We start from the raw sequence: 17,903 nt of genomic DNA on the forward strand, positions 1-17,903 counted from the left end.
CCTTAATCAAAATTTTCACCTTATTTATTACCAAACTTTGGATGCTTATGTATGTTAAGGGAAATATTGTTCGATTATTGCTTGTTATAATTTGTTATAATCAAATATATCTAATCATAATATTCTGGGTGTTTTAGGAATTTACTCCATTTAGAAAAGGAAGAATTGATCATGGTAGAAATAAGAACCCCCATTCAAGTTGGAGAAGCAGTTGAAAAAGTTATGAAACTTGCTCGTTTTGGAGAAGTGGAAGAAGTAAAGCTTGAGCAAGCTTTTGGACGGTACTTAAGCGAAGATTTAATAGCCGACCATGATGTCCCTCATTTTGATCGTTCTGGCTATGATGGTTTTGCGATTTGTTCAAAAGATTCACAAACAGCAAGCTGTCACGATCCTGTTGTTTTTGAGGTCATTGAAGAAATCGGTGCTGGTCATGTTGTAACGAAAGAAGTGAAACCGTTTCAAGCAGTCCGTATTATGACAGGTGCACAAATGCCAGATCTCTGTGATACTGTTGTCTTACTTGAGGTAACAAAGGAATTTGAGATTGACGGAAAAAAATACATGTCCATAGAACGGTCTTTTCAACCCGGTGACAATGTATCATTTAAAGGTGAAGATGTAAAAAAAGGAAATGTATTAGTACCGAAAGGCACCTATATTAACCCTGGTGTTCAAGCGTTACTTGCGACATTTGGTTATCATCAAGTTAAAGTTGTAAAAAAACCACGTATTGGCATTTATGCAACAGGAACTGAACTTTTAGATGTTCATGAGGAACTTGAACCTGGGAAAATTCGGAATAGTAATGCCCATATGGTGCATGCACAAATTGAACGTGTTGGTGCTATTCCTTATTCCTTTGGAAAGTTAGCCGACAATTTCGAAGACTGCTATAAAGCTATTTCAAATGCAATCGACCAAGTAGATATATTGATCACAACAGGCGGTGTATCGGTTGGTGACTTCGATTATTTACCTGCCATTTATGAAAAGCTTGGTGCACGTGTAGTATTCAACAAAATTGCTATGCGGCCAGGAAGTGTCACGACCGTTGCTGAATTGAACGGTAAATTATTGTTTGGTCTTTCTGGGAATCCTTCAGCTTGTTATGTTGGCTTTGAACTTTTTGTAAGACCCATAATTAAAACATTATTTGGCTCAAAAACGCCTCATTTAAAAAAAGCAAGAGCCATTTTACAAGCTGATGTTACAACTTCAAATTCATTTGCTCGTTTTGTTCGAAGTTATCTATCTTTTGGCGATATGGGGTTACAAGTCGTTCCAAGTGGATTTGATAAATCAAGTATGGTTTCAACCCTAGCAACAGCAAATGTTTTAATGGTGCTGCCAGGTGGGCCGACAGGTTTCAAAGCGGGTTCCGCAGTTGATGTACTGCTTCTTGAAGATGTTGAAGGCAGCGAGTGGCCGTGGTAAAGAGCTAGAGTAGTTTACAAGTAGTTGGAGAAGAAAAATGTGAGGGAAATTTATTATTACCTTGAACAAAATAAAACCACACAACATAATCTAACATTAGGTGGTACACCATAAAAAGACCATGGCTCCAGAGCACACGGTCTTAAATACAACTTTAGAAGTGTTTGAGTAATCCATCCTCGTCGGCGAAAACAGGATGGATTATTCTTTTTGTTTTTTGCAATTCAATGAAGTTCACCCACTTTTCTTTTTCTTATTAGGTAAATTGTACCGTCTTAATGTGCTCTAAGTTCCGAATCACGATTTCACTTTCAGCCGTGATAAGCGTTATTTTGTTATTCCCAATCTTATGAAGTAAGCCAACTTTTTCATTGTTGTCTCCACCATCTATAACCACTAGCTGATTTTCAAACTTTTTCAATTGTTCATCAAAAGATCTGGATAATGGAGCTGATTTAGTCATAGTGTCCTGTTTTTCGCTCTTTAAGGAATATGGAGTCGTTTTTGGTGGACATGGAATGAGCCATTTCACATGATTCATCGATATAAACAGGGTTTTGTAAACAGGGGACTGAAGGACAAAATAGTCATTCATAATGCTCGTTACATAGCCATAAATGGATTTATTCGCTGACACATAAACCTGGACAAACATCCCTTTCGCATAGGTTAATGCTTTTCGAAAAGAAATCACATCCGTGTCAATTGGTTTTTCTGAAAGAGGTTCATTAGAGGTATATTCTTCATCTAAAATCGTTTCTTTTAACCTTTGAACATGGGTAAAGGGGATATAAAGAAACGAATGGTTTTTAGCATCGTACACGACAATGATGTCCAATCCGCTATCCAGCAGTGTTCCCTTGTGAAATTTCCCACCTGAAAGTTCCACCTCAATATCTTTTCCAATTAAATCAACCAAATCAATTAGCATCTTAAATCTCCTTTTCTTTAAATTATTTTATCGTTGAAGTACGCCGCCAAAAAGCGTTGAAACCCAATAATATAAAACGACTAATGTGAATAACACAGTAGGAGGAATCACAACGATTGTTACTTTTACGTACTCTAACCAACTAATCATGACTTTTCCTTTTCTAAGAATGTGCATCCACATCAACGTGGCCAATGTTCCCATAGGAAGGAGTAACGATCCCATATCGCTGCCAATTACGTTTGCCAGATAGGCAATTTTCAATTCAAGTAAACTTAGATTCATATGAGTTAATGTGAGTGTTCCGATCATCAGAGCGGGGTGATTATTAAAAATATTGGAGAGAACGGATAGTAGCACACCCATCACGATACTTGAATGCAACAGACTTCCGGAAACAATTGGTTCAATGAATCCAATCAACCAGTCCGTTAAACCAATGTTATTGAGACCGTATATGATGGTATACATACAAAAGGCGAACACGATGATGTACCACGGCGTTTTTTTCAGCATATCGGCAGGGGATATTTTTAAATATGCCCATCTCCAGCCTAAGAGGATAAGTGAACCAATGACAGCCATTAGAGGTACAGGAATATTCACAAACGAAGCGACAAAGAGACTTACACGGACAGCAAATACGAACAATAGAACATTTCTCATAAATCTTGAACGATCTTTTTCTGATTTATGCTGAATGGTTTGCTTCAGTGGATGATAAGATTTAAGCGACAAGCCATCTAGATTCGTTGGAATGGTTTTGGGTAAGACTTTGTAAAATCTGAGAAACAAAAGTCCGACCAGCAGGAGCAGCCCTAGCGTTGCGGGTACGAACATCATCGCCGTATGCAAGTACAGACTCATATGGACGATTTTTAAGGCGATTAGGTTTACGATATTGCTAACCCCTATGGGAGCACTCGAAGCGGTAGCGATCAATCCGCCTGATAGCAAATAGGGAATTTTTTGTTTGTTTTTTAAGCCCATGTTATTTAACAACATGACTAGGATAGGGGTTGTGATTAAGATACTTCCATCGTTATTGAAAAAGAGTGTCATAAGAAAGCATAAAAGATTCACATACCAGAATAAGCGAATCCCCGACCCCTTTGCCTTGGCAGCGAGTTTTTCCGCCACCCAATTAAAGAAACCAAAGCTTTCTAATACGATTGCCATGACAATCGTTGCCATAATCGTAATGGCGGCACCACTGATGGTGTCTGCAATGATACCAAGGTCAGTTAATGTAACACTTCCACTTAGCACGACAATAATCGCACCGATTGCTGCAGGAATAGCTTCATTAATGCCTCTTGGTCTCCAAAGAATAAATCCGAGGGTAACCACAAAAGTGATAATGGTTATCCAAACGGTTAAATGAACCATATAAATCTCCTTTCTTTAAGCTGGTAATTCAGGATGTTTCCTGATACGACATTACCTCCATTTGCCCTGATTCCGCTTATGTCCCTCCCTTCCATCTATCCCTCTTGTGTAGTTGTGCTATATCTATATGTATCACGATAGAGACAGGCTTTGGGTTTGTACCCGTTTTTCAATAAAATCAACTAGAGTCTAAATAATATTTGAATAGTGATTACATCTTTCAAGATAGAAAGGATGTTTGAAAGAAGAGTTAATCCTTAGTGAGAATATAAAGGTTAGTACAAATAGCAAAAAAAAAGCGAAGCCAAAGTAAGCTCCGCAAAATACTATATAAACTTATTTAAACAACCACTTTTGGTTTTATGAGAATGGTCTATATTCCAGTTAAATTATGAAGGAGTTTGTGGAGAATTTCACTTAAAGTTTCGGCACGAATTTTTAGAAAAGAACCTCAAAAAGGAACCCTTTAGAAATGTTAGAAGCCTTCTTTTAGTATGTCTCGTATATAATTTTTCCTGTCTGTGAGGTATCGTAATCTCCTAATGAGTTTACTTCTGACTGAAATTGCCGAGAAGAAAGAATCGCTTTTACAGAACTTATTAGTCCTTCGGTTTTAGGGGTTTTTAATATAATCAGGTCATACCGTTCTGTAATTAATGGAACAAAATCGATCCCAACTATTTTAGCCGCTTTTTCAATTCCGACTCCAACATCTGCTATTCCAGTAGAGACCGCTGAAGCAACACTTAAGTGGTTGGTTTCTTCATGTTCATACCCCTTAATGCTTCTAAAGGGAATCTTGTTGATTCTAAGCTGTTCATCAAGAAGAATCCTTGCTCCTGACCCCTTCTCTCTGTTAATGATTTTCACATCATTTCGGTTTAAATCAGCCCAAGAGGTGATGTTTATTGGGTTTCCTTTTTTTACGTATATACCAGCTTTTCTTGAAAGAAGATTGATCAAAATAAAAGGATTACTCACCATAATTTTTTTTACGTACGGCAGGTTATACTCGCCTGTATCCCCATCAAACAAATGCAAGCTAACGATGTCACCTTCTCCATGATACATAGAGATAAGGCTATTTAGACTTCCAGTAAAAGATCTCAATGATTTAAAGGATGAATTTTTCTCAATGTGTTTCCCTAGAATATCTAAAACGATGTCTTGTCCACTAATGACAATGTTTAGTGAATCCTTTGTTCCATTTTTGTGGAGATCCATAACAGGGGGTGTAGGAGAAGGATCCTGATTCGTTTTATGACTTTTTATATAATTATCCAAGTCTTTTGCATCAATTCTCATCTGTCTTCCTACACGAAATACTGGCAGCTCACCTTTTTTTACAAGGTCATAAAGGGTTAATTTCGATACTTTTAAAAGCTGTGAAACCTCTTCAATGGTATAGGAAAGCTCCTTTGACATATATATCCCTCCATCTTTTATTTTAACTTACTTCATTGAATAAAAGTAAATTCTCTATAAAAAAATGGCAAAATGTGATATTTATTCTATTCATTTTAAATATATCTAATTATAATGAGTTATATGTAGTTATAATTAGTTTGAAAGGGAGAGTATGATGAAAAAATTAAACCTTTTATTTTTCACAATGATGCTATTTTTATTAGCCTTATCTGGATGTGCAACAAAAGAAGAAACGAAAAAACCAGAAGAACAGAAACAAGCAGCTTCTGAAAAGAAAGTGGAATTGACGGTTTCGGCTGCAGCAAGTTTGCAGGATGCCTTAACGGATATTAAAGCAGATTTTGAAAAAGAACATCCTAATGTAACGTTAAACTTTAACTTCGGAGCTTCTGGGGCACTTCAGCAGCAAATTTCTCAGGGAGCACCTGTCGATCTGTTCTTTTCTGCTGCTGAGGACAAATTTCAAAAATTAGTACAAGATGGCCTTATTGAAGAGAAAAACGGAACAGATTTAGTAGGTAACGATCTTGTCTTGGTAGTACCAAAGGATTCAAATAAAGGAATTAAAACCTTCGAAGACCTTGGAAAAGCTGATAAGGTAGCACTTGGTACTCCCGAGTCTGTTCCAGCGGGACAATATGGTAAGCAGACCCTGGATAAGTTAAATGTTTGGAAAGCAATTGAAGGAAAAGTGGTATTTGGAAAAGATGTTCGACAAGTGCTTACTTATGTCGAGACGAACAATGTTGACGCAGGTATTGTATATAAGACAGATGCATTAACTTCTCAAAAGGTTGAAATTGTTGCTACTGCAAAGGAAGACGCACACGATCCGATTATCTATCCAGTAGGCGTGATCAAAAGTAGTACCCATACAAAAGAAGCCAAACTATTCTACGATTATCTTCAAAATGACCAATCAATGAAGACGTTAGAAAAGTATGGATTTAAAAAGTTAAAATAGTGAAAAATGGCAACCAGCTTTTGGTCACCTGTCGAACTATCCATTGAGATTGCATCTGTTTCAGTAATATGGGTATTTATTTTAGGCTTGTTTTTTGGAAAGGTATTCGCTCATAAGAAATTTAGAGGGAAGGTTCTTGTTGAGACGATTTTTCTTTTGCCGTTAGTTTTACCTCCTACTGTCGTTGGTTTCTTGTTAATTATTATTTTCGGACGGAATAGTCTAGCAGGCTATTGGATTGAGTGGCTCTTTAATCAGCCTGTGATGTTTACATGGTGGGCGGCTGTAATTGCGTCCACTGTTGTTGCATTCCCCCTTATGTATCAAACTGCGAAGACAGGATTTGAAGCGGTTGATAAGGATATTGAAGATGCAGCTCGTGTAGACGGGGCAAGTGAATTCAAGTTATTCTTGTTCATTTCCATTCCGCTTGCTCTTAGAGCGATTATTTCAGGTACAATTTTAAGTTTTGCCAGAGCTCTAGGTGAGTTTGGAGCCACTTTAATGTTCGCTGGAAACATCCCTGGGAAAACCCAAACGATTCCAACAGCTATTTATGTGGCCATTGATTCAGGCAAAATGGAGTTGGCGTGGTTATGGGTAATGAGTATTATAGCTATTTCATTTTTGATGCTAATAGGTGTACATCTAATTAATTCCTATAAGAAATAGTGTTTTGGTCCTTTACTAGGGGGGATATAAGTTGAAAATTGGTGATGTAGTTGTTTACAATGGGGAAAAATTTATTGTTCAATGGTTATATGAAAGTGGATATTGTGAAGTAAGACAATTTGAAAAATCTAACATAGTACTTGTAGAAGTAACGGAACTTCAGCAGGTTTAAATTCTTTCATTCATAACGATCGCGGGCGATGCTTAAATAAGGCATCGCTTTTTTTAATTCGAACGTTTAATCGTATAATGGGTATCCATGAAAGGAGTATTGAAAATTGAACATTTTAAGGGTGAAAAACATTTAAACTCGGACATTTGTACAAGCTAATCGGAGTTTATTGTCATAGTTTATTACAGTTCTATAACGAAGGAGGGGATAAATTTTGAATAAAAGGAAATCTAGGAATAACTATGGAGAATCTAGCATTTGGATAAATAAAGAGTTGATTAATACCAACCAAAATCGCAGATTTAGAAATCAAAATCAACAATCACCACAACTACAACAACCAAATGATCCTCCTGTAAATGTTTTTGCAGTTTTTACCAGTGGTTCTCTGCCAAGTGATACCAATGGAAGGCAGGAAAGATTTGCTCGAGACATTGCTTCAGCTAATCAGATATGGAGTCAATGTAATATATCCTTTATTCCACAGCCAATTATTGAAGTAGGAGAAACAATAAATGCTACTGGAATATCTACTGTTCCAACACCATTTACACCAGGAGAACCATTGGAAGTATTAATTCGGAACGCTCAACAACAAGTTAGTGATCCGACTGGCATTTGGGTTGTGTATACAAGTGGGGGTGCTTTTTCAGATGGATTCACGATAGGTCATGCCAGCATCATTTTTGACACATTTTTAGTAAACGGTTTACCAGAATACATTCTCTACGGAGCTATTGCATTGACCAACGGGGCTTTAAACACTCCTTTTGCATTTGCACATGAAGCAGGACATGTTTTGTTCACTGAATTAATTGGAAATACATTTGAATCTAATGATCCTACGGGTCCTTATATTGATATGTTTGGATCTGATTCAGGTCACAGTAATATTGAAGGAAACCTCATGGCTCCTATTATTCCTGATGCTCCAACAATTGATCCTTTGCAATGTGAAAAAGCTAATATGAGTGCATTATTTCAAAGTGGAGCATGAACGAGCTCTAATGGGCCATATAGGTCGGTTTATGCCTCTGTACCAATCTTAACAGTATCGTGGTGACGCTTCAGCATTCCCACGATGCTGAAAAAGGACCATCTATATAAGAAGGGATATGCAAAGAAGCATATCCCTAAATGTTATTTAATAATTATTTTCAATGATATATACCGTATAATAATTTACCAACCCAAAACGCAAGTAAAATCCAAATCAGAAGGAATAGTACGGCAACAAACCAGTTTTTTGGTTTACCATTTTTCCTAATTTCTTCAGCCTTTTCTCTGTTTTCTTTAATAATGTAAGGTGGTATTAGTTTTAGTGCCAGTGAAATGCCCAGCGGAACAATAATGAGGTCGTCGAGATAACCCAATACAGGAATGAAGTCAGGGATCAAATCGATAGGACTAAAAGCATAAGCAACTACACAAATAGCAACCAATTTAGCGAACCAAGGTACTCTATTATCTTTGTATGATAAATAAAGAACAAATAAATTTTGTTTTAGTTTTCTTGCGTAGCTTTTTAATTTTGTTAAAGTATTTTCTTGTTCCATCTAACTCCCCCTTATTAGTAATGATTATAAAGTAAGATAGGAGCGAGTTGAAACAATTTTTGGGTTAGTGATGGCTCAAATAAGGGTGCAGTTCAGTTCAATAAAGGAATACCCCTTCAAAATATAGAATTTATGTATATGCACTATTTTAGGGGGGACTATACGCCCTCAGTACTTTATTATGCGTTCGGTACATTAATGCCAGATAAAAAAGCCCTAAAAACAAGGGCTTTTTTATTTGGAAAAAATTAAGTTGGATGCTTCTTTTTAATAAAAGGCAGTTGCACCAATGATAATTAACAAAATAAACAAGACAACGATTAAAGCAAAACCGCCGCCATAACCAAAGCCGCCACCGTAACCGAAACCACCACAGCCACAGCCGCCAAATCCTCCATAACCGAACATAAATTTCCCCTCCTTTTAGCGATTATTATTTAATTAATAACCGCCAAATCCTCCGCCCATAAAGGACGCTCCTATAATAATAAGAAGGATAAACAATACAACTACTAATGCGAAACCACCGCCAGCTCCTACACCGTCCATTTAATAACCTCCTTTAACATCTATTCAATACAAAATATGATGAAATCTAAAAGGTGTCAGGGCTTTTTTGAAATACAAAAGCCCAATCTTTACTATTCATTACAAGGGACTGCATAATGTAGCGAAAAAAGGGCTCCTTAACGCTAAGAGTGCTTAGTTAAATTAAAAATATGAAATTGCTTTTTATTTGTTAAAAAAATACCCCCTGATAAGGGGGTAAAGAATCTAGAATCCAAATGGCGATGGACAACATGGATTAACTGGTACACCGCACATTGTGTGTGTTTCACAGCATTCATTTACACATGATTCTGTGTGTGGAAAATAATGTTGATGATTAATATTAAGCTTGTTAACTGTTGTTGTATGAGATGGATGTAAATGTGTTACTACTTTATTAAATATATTTGTTTTAACATATTGCTGCCCCGGTGAAACTAAAGGCGGATCATACTGAGCTGGAAACACTTGAGGCGGACAGTATTGAGGTGGGCATGGTGGTGGTGGGCAATATTGTGCAGGAGCAATTTGACCAGGCATTATATTTGGTGGAATGTTTGATGGAATATTAGAAGGAAAACCACCATATCCAATATTTCTTTTCATCATTAAATGACCTCCATCTGAAATTGTCTTGGTACATCATTAGTCTATTCAAATTCAGCTTCTGTGGACTAGTTGAGTACCTATTTTACAATTAGAAATGAATTAAAAAATGATGCACACTTTTACCTTGTTAATCATTGTTGGAGCAAAACAGTCGTTTATTTAAAAAGTGCAATAAAAAAAAGCCCTTGTCAGGGGCTTTTTTGTTTGAGGTTACTTTTCTCTATATCTAAACAAAGGATATGGTTATATCGGCTACACTCTATCGTATGCATATAGCTAAGTTATATAATCCATGGTTAAGCCTGATTTTGAGGGATATTTATTAATTATCTATATCCGTATTGAAAGATGATCAAATGCTGACCAGGGGACGGTTCTCATGGCTTTTTTGAATCATGGGAAACGTCCCTGTGGGCTTTTCAGTAAAAAAACCTCTTCTTATTTATTGACGTCACTATCAAATCGCAATATCATAATAGTGAGAAAGTTGAAAATATAGTGATTGTAATAAAGAGAAGCATCTTCTTAATGGTGAAATTACCCATTTCATAGAATTTAAGAATACCTAGCTTTTCCATTGAAATATAAGAACTTTTTGCCGTTCTTATATTTTATGGAAGCTGGGTTTTTTTATTTTATCAGGCAAGGAGGAATGATTGGTGGAAGCGAAAAAGATTACCATCATTGGTGCAGGGACCATGGGCAGGGGAATTGCACAGCTGTTAGCGCAGTTTGATGTAAGCGTTCACGTGATTGAGCAAAATATCTCGGTGCTTTCGGCGGCAAAGGAAAAAATTCAGGAGCAGTTTGCTGTCTTTAAGGAATTTCATTTTATTACCGAGGCCGAAATCGATAAGGCTCTTGGCCGTATTTCTGTTTCGGATCGGCTTGAGGACGCAAAAGATTCTTGGATGGTGATTGAAGCCATTCCTGAAGTACTAGAATTAAAGCAATCTCTCTTTCAGAAGCTTGAAGCGATTTGCGGGAGAGACACCATTTTCGCAACGAACACATCGGGAATATCAATAAACAAAATTAGTGAGAATCTAAAAAGACGGGATCGCTTTATAGGAACACACTTTTTTATGCCGGCGGCGATTATTCCGTTAGTGGAAGTCATCCGCGGGGAGGAAACGACGGATGAAGTTTGTGAAGTGGTGATGGAATTTTTCAAGGCGATTGGCAAAGAGCCGGTGTTAATCCGAAAAGACATCCCTGGATTTATTGGAAACCGGATTCAACACGCCATGGCAAGAGAGGCAATATCCCTGCTGGAAGAAGGAATTTCCAGTGCGGAGGAAATTGATAAAGTCGTCCGCTGGAGCCTGGGGGTCCGGCTGTTGTTTACCGGGCCGCTGGAGCAGCGTGACTTGAATGGACTGGATGTCCATCATGATATTGCCTCCTATCTTTATAAGGATTTGGAGAATCGAACAGAACCATCTCGCCTGCTTTCCGAAAAAGTAGCCAACGGCGAATTAGGATTGAAGACGGGGAAAGGTTTTTATGATTGGTCCACTCATAATCAAGTGGAATCCATCGAAAGTAAAAATAGTCAGCTGCTAACATTAATCCAATTTTTAAAAAGAGGAGTACAGTAATCATGAAAATTGTAGATTTATCAGTATTGTTATATGACGGATTGGTGTCTTTTCCATCCCACCCCAAAGTGGTGATGATGGATCATATTACTCACGATTTTTCAAAACCAAGATACACCGCCCCATGTGAAGGGTATGCCAGTAAAATTTTTATGATGTCAGACCATAGTGGCACCCATATGGATGCTCCGTATCATTTCTTTAAGGATGGCTTAACGATTGAACAGATTCCCATTGATGCGACGATGGGAGAGGCAGTTGTGATTGATGTTTCTGATAAAGAGCCAAGTGAACCGGTTACCCGTGAAATGGTAGAAATGGTCGTGGAAAGGGATCAGCTTACTATTAAAGAGAATAGTATTATTCTGTTCCGGTGCTGGCCGGGTGAATGGAACGGGGAAGGATTCCATGAATGTAAATCTCTTGCGCCATCGGTAGGTGAGTGGGTGGTAGAGAAGAAACTAAAAGCGATCGGCGTTGATTTGCCGAATGCCGATATCAATGAAAATATGAAACGGGATGTCCATTTGGCGCTTCTTAGCCGCAATATCTTGATTATGGAGAATATCGTTCATCTTGATAAGCTATCGAAAAAGCATTTTTATTTTATCGGGACACCTTTAAATCTAAAAGGGTTAACAGGCTCTCCAATCCGGGCACTTGCTGTTGAGGAATGGTAAAAAATCTTGAGGGGAAGGTGTGGAAAAATGAAAGCGGTTGTCAAAGCTTCGAGAGAGCATGGAGTCGAGGTAAAAGAGGTAGAATGTCCTATATTAAAAGAAAATGAAGTGCTTGTGAAGGTAGAGGCAGTCAGCATTTGCGGAAGCGACCTTCATATGTATGAGGGTATGCAGGCGTATGAGTGGGTACCGACTCCTGTGATTCTCGGTCATGAATTTGCCGGAACGGTTGTCGGAGTGAATAATCAAGATCATGAGCAGCTGCTAGGGAGCCGTGTCATCATCAATCCATATGTTGCATGTGGCGAGTGTACCAATTGTCAAAAGGGAAGAACCAATCTTTGTGACCACGGAAAAGGTGCGATGGACAAGGTTCCGGCTAAATCGCTGCAATATGGATTCCGGCAGAATGGCGGAATGGCAGAGTATGCGGCCATTCATTATAAGAATGTATTACCGATTCCGGATACCATGCCGATCGAGGTGGCGGGCATGCTGGAGGCACTTGGCATTGGTGTCCGGGCGCTGGAGCGGGCAGAGATTTTACCTGGGGATACCGCTGTGGTGATTGGGCCAGGGCCGATCGGTCTATCTTTAATTGCTTCCCTATCAAATTATGGATTAAAAAAGCTGATTGTCACGGGCCTTACTGTCGATGAAGACCGGCTCCAGCTGGCTAAGGAACTAGGGGCAACGGATATTGTTTATGCGGATTCAGAGAACGATGTCGAGGTGGTTTCGAGACTGACCAGTGGCGAGGGAGTCAATCATGTGTTTGAAACAAGCGGCTTCCACCAATCGCTCGTATCAGGCGTTAGAATGTGTACAAAGGGCGGTGAACTGCTCTTAGTTGGTATTTCAGCGAAGGAAACGGTTCTTCCATCCAATGAAATTGTCCGCGGTGAAGTAACGGTAAAAGGGGTTTACGGTGTAACGGAACAAACCTTAAAGCGGACCATTTCAATGGCAGCTTCAGGGAAATTCCCGTATTTGAAGCTGGTTTCACATGTCCTTCCACTTGAGGCGGCAGTGGAGGGGTTTGAGGCCGGTGTCAAAAAGGAAAGTGTAAAAGTAATCTTAAAGCCGAGATAATTCGACATATTCCAAGGCGCCTACCCATGCATCCTAGACCATTGAATGGGTTTACAAACTCTAGTAAAATAATAATAAAAAGGGTAGGAGGATCAGGTTTTGAATACACAACACGATATGAATACGGTACTAGTAACTGCCTATGCTAAGGCACCAACAGGAAGTGCAATGTTCGAGATTTATAAGCATGCTGGGATTGTCCTTGAAATTGATCCGAGTAACCATACGATTGTGAATGTGGAGTTTACCTTTGTGACTGAACTGGCTAAGGATTTTATCAAGCGGCTTATTGTCGGGTACAAGTTATCGAATGGAGTCGACGAGCTTGTTCACCGGATTGAATCCCATTATTTTGCTCCGTCAACGAATTCTGTTATTGTGGCCTTGAAGGCAGCGCATAAAAGGTATTTTGAAAAAATAAGTCAGTTAGAAAATAAAAAATAGTTTGACATTTTTCGCGAGTAGGATTATATTTTTTTTATAAATGAGTAACGAAGAAAAGCATCTTCTTAATGATGGAATCACCCATTCCACGTTAAATTAAGAATACCTAGCTTTTCCAAGAGATGATAAGGAAACCGTTCTGTTTTCTTATTCCTTTTGGCGGCTGGGTATTTTTTGTTTTTCGAAAAAGCGGAGGTGGGCAGCATTCATTAGTGATAAATGTAAGCGTTAACGAAGGGGAATATTAATTTAAGGGGGCGTAACTGTGGAGAAAATTACTGGATTTTTTACCAATCTCATGAGGAAATATCTGCCGGATCCGTTTGTGTTTGCAATCGGATTGACCATCTTAACGATTATCTTAGCCATGCTGGTTGAAGGACAGGGGTTCATTGCCGCTACAACGAGCTGGGGTTCAGGCTTCTGGAATCTATTAATGTTCACCACCCAGATGGCGGTTATTCTGGCCATGGGTTATGTGCTGGCACAGGCACCGATTATTGACCGGTTTTTAAACAAGATCGTGTCGCTTGTCCATACACCGAGAACCGCCATTATTGTCGCGACACTTGTCGGTGGAATTGGGAGTTATCTAAACTGGGGATTTGGTTTAGTCATCGGCGGGATTATCGCCAAAAAATTCGCACTAAAGATCAAAGGGATTCATTATCCGCTCATCATCGCTGCCGCCTATAGCGGGTTCACATTGTATGGATTAGGTTTATCAGCGAGTATTCCGGTGTTAATCTCAACGGCCGGACATCCAATGGAAAAGGCGATGGGTGTAGTGCCATTGGCAGACACTATTTTTTCAGCACCAATGTTAATTACTAGTTTAATTGTTATTATCACGTTACCGCTTTTAAATTCCTGGCTCCATCCAAAAAGGAAAGAGAACATAATTGAATTCAGTCCTGATGTTTCCGCTAAGGAACAAGTGGCGGCAGCTTCTGCCGAGGTTCTACTTGAGGATAAAACGATTGCTACGAAACTAAACAATAGCCGTGTGCTATCCCTTGTTATTGGTGTTCTTGGTATTGTCTATGTGGTGTCTTATTTTACCAAAGGCGGAAAATTGGATCTCAACATGATTAACTTCATTATTCTTTTCCTTGGGATCATTCTGTTGGGAACGCCTGCTAAATATGTGGCAAGTTTAAATGATGGAATCAAAACGATTTCTGGTATCATTCTTCAATATCCTTTCTACGCTGGGATTATGGCCATCATGGCCGGCTCTGGATTAGTGGATACGATTGCTCATTGGTTCGTTCAATTTTCAACCGCTCATACCCTGCCGTTATGGGGATTGATCAGCTCTTTCTTTATTAACTTCTTTGCACCGTCCGGCGGCGGACACTGGGTTGTCCAAGGGCCGTTCATGATTGACGCCGCAAAGGAATTAGGGGCATCTATCAGCCAGACATCGATGTCGGTTATGCTCGGGAATGCCTGGAACGACCTGGTTCAGCCGTTCTGGATTTTACCGGCCCTTGCGTTATCTGGCCTGAAGTTAAAGGATGTAATGGGCTATACCGTTGTCATGATGTTCTGGATTGGGATTGTATACGCCGGTGCCCTTCTTATTTGGGGGTATATGGGTTAAACACCGTATAGTAGCTGAGAAAGATATGATATAATAATAGAAAATTCTGATCAGAGAAACTGATTGTGATGATGGAAAGTTGAAATCTACATGGTGAAAACGCTAAACCCGTTTTCTTAAAATGAGATGGCCCAGTCTTTCCAAAAGAATCGCGTTTATTGCGTGTTCTTTTGGGATGGCTGGGTTTTTTGTTTTCATTAAAGGGAGGATGATGATCATGCAAAAAGTGAAGCAAGTAGAAGAAGTCATTCAAAAAATCCAATCGGGTGACACGATTATGGTCGGCGGATTCGGACTTGTCGGAGCCCCGTTAACGTTAGTTGATGAGCTGACGCGGCACGATGTCAACCAGTTAAGTGTCATCAGCAATAACCTCGGCGAACCTGGCCGGGGTCTTGGGATCTTATTGCGCCAAGGAAAGATTAAAAAGGCAATCGGTTCATATTTTACAAGTAATCGTGAAGTTGGCGACTTTTACAACCAAGGGAAGCTGGAAATTCAACTGATGCCGCAAGGGACGATGTCCGAATCGATTCGGGCCGGCGGAGCCGGGATTGGCGGCTATTATACAAAAACAAGCGCAGGTACCCAGTTGGCAAAAGGAAAAGAAGTGCGGGAAATCAATGGGGAGCTTTATGTGTTCGAGTTTCCGTTAAAAGCCAACGTCGCTTTGGTGAAGGCTGCGAAAGCCGATACGCTAGGCAACTTAGTGTATTACAAGACAGCTCGAAATTTTAATCCATTAATGGCAACAGCCGCTGATTATGTAATTGCGGAAGTAGATGAGATTGTCGAGGCCGGCGAGCTGTCACCGGAAGAGATTGTGACCTCACATCTATTCGTGGATGCCATCGTGGAAAGTAAATTAATTTTACAAAAAGAAGGAGTGGTATCCAAATGAGTAAAGAGATTCAGGAACTTATCGCAAAACGGGCAGCGGCTGAATTAGAGCCGAACTCGATTGTCAACTTGGGGATTGGGATTCCCACTCTTGTGGCGAAATATGTTAATTCCAATTCGGTTAATTTTCATACAGAAAATGGCATGCTCGGTGTGTCTGAATTAACGAGCGAGGAAGACTTTGACCCCAGCTTAGTGAATGCCGGCAAGCTTCCGATTTCGGAAAGTATTGGAGCATCCTATTTTAATAGCGCGGAGTCGTTTGCGATGATCCGCGGCGGGCATGTCAATGTCGCGATTCTCGGTGCGCTGCAGGTGGATCAAGATGGATTGATTGCGAACTGGGCGGTTCCAGGGAAAAACATTATGGGTGTCGGCGGTGCGATGGATCTGCTTAGCGGAGCTGAGAAAGTCATCGTCACAACCAACCATATGGCGAAAAACGGGGATGCAAAAATCGTCCGCAAATGTACGTACCCGATCACCTCGCTGAGAAAGGTAGATATGATCATTACTGAGCTTGCGGTATTTGAGTTCGCCCGCGATCGTTTGGTTTTGAAAGAGCTGATGCCGGGAGTCAGTTTAGAAGAGGTTCAGGCAAAGACCGAAGCAGACTTTGAAATTTTGTCTGCGATTGAAGGAGTGGGGATCAATGGATAATCGAGTCTTTGTAGTGAGTGCCCAAAGAACGGCAGTAGGAAAAATCGGAGGAACCTTGAAGGATGTGCAGCCGGATGATCTGCTCGTTCCTTTGTTTGAAGATTTAAAAGCGAAGAATCTTGTTCCTGTTGAGATGATTGACGAAGTCATTATTGGCCAGGCGAAACAAAGCCAGGATCAGTCCAATATTGCTCGGAAGGCGCTGCTAAAAGCAAATTTACCGGAAACACTGCCGGGCTACACGGTTCACCGTCAATGCGGGTCCGGGATGCAGGCCATTCATAATGCGTATATGGCGATTCGCTCGGGAGCGGGCCAGGTCTATGTGGTCGGCGGTGTGGAAAGTATGAGCTGCGCGCCTTATTATCTCCGCAATGGCAGGTATGGATTTCTGTCTGGAAATGCAGAAATCCTCGATCCGAATAAGGAAAGCCAGCCTGGTTCACAGCCGGAAGAAAAATACGGACGCCTTGTGATGGGATTGACGGCCGAAAATTTAGCGGAAGGCTATGCAATCTCCCGAGAAGAGCAGGATGCCTTTGCGTACGAGAGCCAGCTGAAGGCAGAGGAGGCCATCGAAAAGGGCGAGTTTGAGGATGAAATTGTCCCTGTTTCCATTTTTCGAAAAAAGGGAGAGCCATTGATTTTCTCGGTTGACGAACATCCACGGAAGACGAGTCAAGAAAAACTGGCAGCGTTAAAACCTGCTTTTAAAAAGGATGGAACGGTAACAGCCGGGAATTCCTCTGGTTTAAATGACGGGGCCTCCTTACTGATGGTCGTTTCCGGTGAAATTGTCGAGAAATACCAGCTTCAGCCATTAGTAGAAATTATGGGGCTCGGCGTTTCGGGGGTACAGCCAGACCGTATGGGTATTGGCCCGGTTGAAGCCACCAAACGAGCGCTGAGAAATGCAAATATCAGTCTGAATGACCTGGATTTGGTAGAATTAAATGAAGCCTTTGCTGCTCAGGCACTAGCTTGTGTGAAAGAGTTGGAATTACCCCTGGAAAAAGTCAACGTCAACGGCGGCGCGATCGCACTCGGACATCCGATCGGCAACAGCGGAGCTAGAATCAGCGTCACACTCATCCATGCGATGAGAAAAAGAAAAGCAACTTGGGGACTTGGTACCTTATGTATCGCTGGGGGCCAGGGGATTGCGACCTTGTTCCGGGCGGTTAAGTAGTTTTAGTTTCAGGCTGGAGGTTTT

At 40.2% G+C, this 17,903-nt stretch carries 20 protein-coding genes; 13 read left to right on the top strand and 7 right to left on the bottom strand.

All coding sequences use genetic code 11. From position 1 onward, the window contains the following. Nucleotides 1-171: 171 nt before the first annotated feature. A complete protein-coding gene (locus AC59HZ_RS26490) occupies nt 172-1,437 on the top strand; it encodes a molybdopterin molybdotransferase MoeA (RefSeq protein WP_496548757.1) in 1,266 nt (421 codons plus the stop codon). A gap of 256 nt (nt 1,438-1,693) precedes the next feature. On the opposite strand, the gene AC59HZ_RS26495 is transcribed toward AC59HZ_RS26490, so the two are convergent. From AC59HZ_RS26495 to AC59HZ_RS26505, 3 genes are all read right to left on the bottom strand, one after another. Continuing rightward, complete coding sequence (locus tag AC59HZ_RS26495) at nt 1,694-2,368, bottom strand: YwrJ family protein (protein WP_496548758.1); 675 nt, start codon at nt 2,366-2,368, stop codon at nt 1,694-1,696. Between the two features lie 27 nt (nt 2,369-2,395). Continuing rightward, nucleotides 2,396-3,757, bottom strand: a complete 1,362-nt coding sequence (locus AC59HZ_RS26500; RefSeq protein WP_496548759.1) for an arsenic transporter — start codon at nt 3,755-3,757, stop codon at nt 2,396-2,398. A gap of 489 nt (nt 3,758-4,246) precedes the next feature. Further along, nucleotides 4,247-5,182: a helix-turn-helix transcriptional regulator gene (locus tag AC59HZ_RS26505; RefSeq protein WP_496548760.1), complete on the bottom strand. Its 936-nt coding sequence runs from the start codon at nt 5,180-5,182 to the stop codon at nt 4,247-4,249. Between the two features lie 154 nt (nt 5,183-5,336). Between AC59HZ_RS26505 and modA the strand changes: the two genes are divergently transcribed. The 4 genes from modA (at nt 5,337) to AC59HZ_RS26525 (ending at nt 7,990) form a co-directional block, all read left to right on the top strand. Further along, nucleotides 5,337-6,149: a molybdate ABC transporter substrate-binding protein gene (gene modA / locus AC59HZ_RS26510; RefSeq protein ID WP_496548761.1), complete on the top strand. Its 813-nt coding sequence runs from the start codon at nt 5,337-5,339 to the stop codon at nt 6,147-6,149. 6 nt (nt 6,150-6,155) lie between these two features. Then, nucleotides 6,156-6,821: a molybdate ABC transporter permease subunit gene (gene modB, locus AC59HZ_RS26515; RefSeq protein WP_496548762.1), complete on the top strand. Its 666-nt coding sequence runs from the start codon at nt 6,156-6,158 to the stop codon at nt 6,819-6,821. A gap of 31 nt (nt 6,822-6,852) precedes the next feature. Then, on the top strand, nt 6,853-6,993 hold the full coding sequence (locus AC59HZ_RS26520; RefSeq protein ID WP_496548763.1) for a hypothetical protein: 141 nt from the start codon (nt 6,853-6,855) through the stop codon (nt 6,991-6,993). 214 nt (nt 6,994-7,207) lie between these two features. Then, nucleotides 7,208-7,990 carry a hypothetical protein gene (locus tag AC59HZ_RS26525; RefSeq protein WP_496548764.1) on the top strand — a complete coding sequence of 261 codons (783 nt, stop codon included), beginning with the start codon at nt 7,208-7,210 and terminating at the stop codon, nt 7,988-7,990. Between the two features lie 160 nt (nt 7,991-8,150). On the opposite strand, the gene AC59HZ_RS26530 is transcribed toward AC59HZ_RS26525, so the two are convergent. The 4 genes from AC59HZ_RS26530 to AC59HZ_RS26545 all read right to left on the bottom strand — a co-directional run bounded on the left by AC59HZ_RS26530 (nt 8,151) and on the right by AC59HZ_RS26545 (nt 9,707). After that, the gene (locus AC59HZ_RS26530) at nt 8,151-8,549 is read right to left on the bottom strand and encodes a YkvA family protein (protein ID WP_496548765.1); all 399 of its coding nucleotides are present in this window, start codon (nt 8,547-8,549) and stop codon (nt 8,151-8,153) included. A gap of 267 nt (nt 8,550-8,816) precedes the next feature. Next, nucleotides 8,817-8,957: a YjcZ family sporulation protein gene (locus AC59HZ_RS26535; RefSeq protein WP_496548766.1), complete on the bottom strand. Its 141-nt coding sequence runs from the start codon at nt 8,955-8,957 to the stop codon at nt 8,817-8,819. A gap of 33 nt (nt 8,958-8,990) precedes the next feature. Further along, nucleotides 8,991-9,098: a YjcZ family sporulation protein gene (locus AC59HZ_RS26540; RefSeq protein ID WP_496548767.1), complete on the bottom strand. Its 108-nt coding sequence runs from the start codon at nt 9,096-9,098 to the stop codon at nt 8,991-8,993. 225 nt (nt 9,099-9,323) lie between these two features. Continuing rightward, nucleotides 9,324-9,707: a CotD family spore coat protein gene (locus tag AC59HZ_RS26545; RefSeq protein ID WP_496548768.1), complete on the bottom strand. Its 384-nt coding sequence runs from the start codon at nt 9,705-9,707 to the stop codon at nt 9,324-9,326. A gap of 659 nt (nt 9,708-10,366) precedes the next feature. On the opposite strand from AC59HZ_RS26545, the gene AC59HZ_RS26550 reads away from it, so the two are divergent. From AC59HZ_RS26550 to AC59HZ_RS26585, 8 genes are all read left to right on the top strand, one after another. Next, entirely contained in the window at nt 10,367-11,308 is a 942-nt protein-coding gene (locus AC59HZ_RS26550) for a 3-hydroxyacyl-CoA dehydrogenase NAD-binding domain-containing protein (protein ID WP_496548769.1), read from the top strand. 2 nt (nt 11,309-11,310) lie between these two features. Further along, entirely contained in the window at nt 11,311-11,988 is a 678-nt protein-coding gene (locus AC59HZ_RS26555; RefSeq protein ID WP_496548770.1) for a cyclase family protein, read from the top strand. Between the two features lie 27 nt (nt 11,989-12,015). Beyond that, a complete protein-coding gene (locus AC59HZ_RS26560) occupies nt 12,016-13,080 on the top strand; it encodes a zinc-dependent alcohol dehydrogenase (RefSeq protein ID WP_496548771.1) in 1,065 nt (354 codons plus the stop codon). A 99-nt stretch (nt 13,081-13,179) separates the two neighbouring features. Beyond that, nucleotides 13,180-13,524: a DUF3870 domain-containing protein gene (locus AC59HZ_RS26565; RefSeq protein WP_496548772.1), complete on the top strand. Its 345-nt coding sequence runs from the start codon at nt 13,180-13,182 to the stop codon at nt 13,522-13,524. Between the two features lie 265 nt (nt 13,525-13,789). Further along, a complete protein-coding gene (locus AC59HZ_RS26570) occupies nt 13,790-15,130 on the top strand; it encodes a short-chain fatty acid transporter (RefSeq protein ID WP_496548773.1) in 1,341 nt (446 codons plus the stop codon). Nucleotides 15,131-15,347: 217 nt separating this feature from the next. Further along, complete coding sequence (locus AC59HZ_RS26575; protein ID WP_496548774.1) at nt 15,348-16,031, top strand: CoA transferase subunit A; 684 nt, start codon at nt 15,348-15,350, stop codon at nt 16,029-16,031. After that, nucleotides 16,028-16,690, top strand: a complete 663-nt coding sequence (locus AC59HZ_RS26580) for a 3-oxoacid CoA-transferase subunit B (RefSeq protein WP_496548775.1) — start codon at nt 16,028-16,030, stop codon at nt 16,688-16,690. Before AC59HZ_RS26575 ends, AC59HZ_RS26580 begins: the two co-directional genes overlap by 4 nt. After that, the gene (locus AC59HZ_RS26585; protein ID WP_496548776.1) at nt 16,683-17,879 is read left to right on the top strand and encodes a thiolase family protein; all 1,197 of its coding nucleotides are present in this window, start codon (nt 16,683-16,685) and stop codon (nt 17,877-17,879) included. Before AC59HZ_RS26580 ends, AC59HZ_RS26585 begins: the two co-directional genes overlap by 8 nt. Nucleotides 17,880-17,903 lie beyond the last annotated feature (24 nt).

The sequence above is a fragment of the Neobacillus sp. DZ-9 genome, from assembly GCF_059587065.1.

What these genes read in the sequence shown, in the direction of transcription:
- modA (WP_496548761.1), top strand. Translation starts at nt 5,337, where the DNA reads ATGATGAAAAAATTAAACCTTTTATTTTTCACAATGATGCTATTTTTA.
- AC59HZ_RS26555 (WP_496548770.1), top strand. Translation starts at nt 11,311, where the DNA reads ATGAAAATTGTAGATTTATCAGTATTGTTATATGACGGATTGGTGTCT.
- modB (WP_496548762.1), top strand. Translation starts at nt 6,156, where the DNA reads ATGGCAACCAGCTTTTGGTCACCTGTCGAACTATCCATTGAGATTGCA.
- AC59HZ_RS26575 (WP_496548774.1), top strand. Translation starts at nt 15,348, where the DNA reads ATGCAAAAAGTGAAGCAAGTAGAAGAAGTCATTCAAAAAATCCAATCG.
- AC59HZ_RS26545 (WP_496548768.1), bottom strand. Translation starts at nt 9,707, where the DNA reads ATGATGAAAAGAAATATTGGATATGGTGGTTTTCCTTCTAATATTCCA.
- AC59HZ_RS26500 (WP_496548759.1), bottom strand. Translation starts at nt 3,757, where the DNA reads ATGGTTCATTTAACCGTTTGGATAACCATTATCACTTTTGTGGTTACC.
- AC59HZ_RS26580 (WP_496548775.1), top strand. Translation starts at nt 16,028, where the DNA reads ATGAGTAAAGAGATTCAGGAACTTATCGCAAAACGGGCAGCGGCTGAA.
- AC59HZ_RS26505 (WP_496548760.1), bottom strand. Translation starts at nt 5,182, where the DNA reads ATGTCAAAGGAGCTTTCCTATACCATTGAAGAGGTTTCACAGCTTTTA.
- AC59HZ_RS26585 (WP_496548776.1), top strand. Translation starts at nt 16,683, where the DNA reads ATGGATAATCGAGTCTTTGTAGTGAGTGCCCAAAGAACGGCAGTAGGA.
- AC59HZ_RS26490 (WP_496548757.1), top strand. Translation starts at nt 172, where the DNA reads ATGGTAGAAATAAGAACCCCCATTCAAGTTGGAGAAGCAGTTGAAAAA.
- AC59HZ_RS26530 (WP_496548765.1), bottom strand. Translation starts at nt 8,549, where the DNA reads ATGGAACAAGAAAATACTTTAACAAAATTAAAAAGCTACGCAAGAAAA.
- AC59HZ_RS26495 (WP_496548758.1), bottom strand. Translation starts at nt 2,368, where the DNA reads ATGCTAATTGATTTGGTTGATTTAATTGGAAAAGATATTGAGGTGGAA.
- AC59HZ_RS26535 (WP_496548766.1), bottom strand. Translation starts at nt 8,957, where the DNA reads ATGTTCGGTTATGGAGGATTTGGCGGCTGTGGCTGTGGTGGTTTCGGT.
- AC59HZ_RS26560 (WP_496548771.1), top strand. Translation starts at nt 12,016, where the DNA reads ATGAAAGCGGTTGTCAAAGCTTCGAGAGAGCATGGAGTCGAGGTAAAA.
- AC59HZ_RS26540 (WP_496548767.1), bottom strand. Translation starts at nt 9,098, where the DNA reads ATGGACGGTGTAGGAGCTGGCGGTGGTTTCGCATTAGTAGTTGTATTG.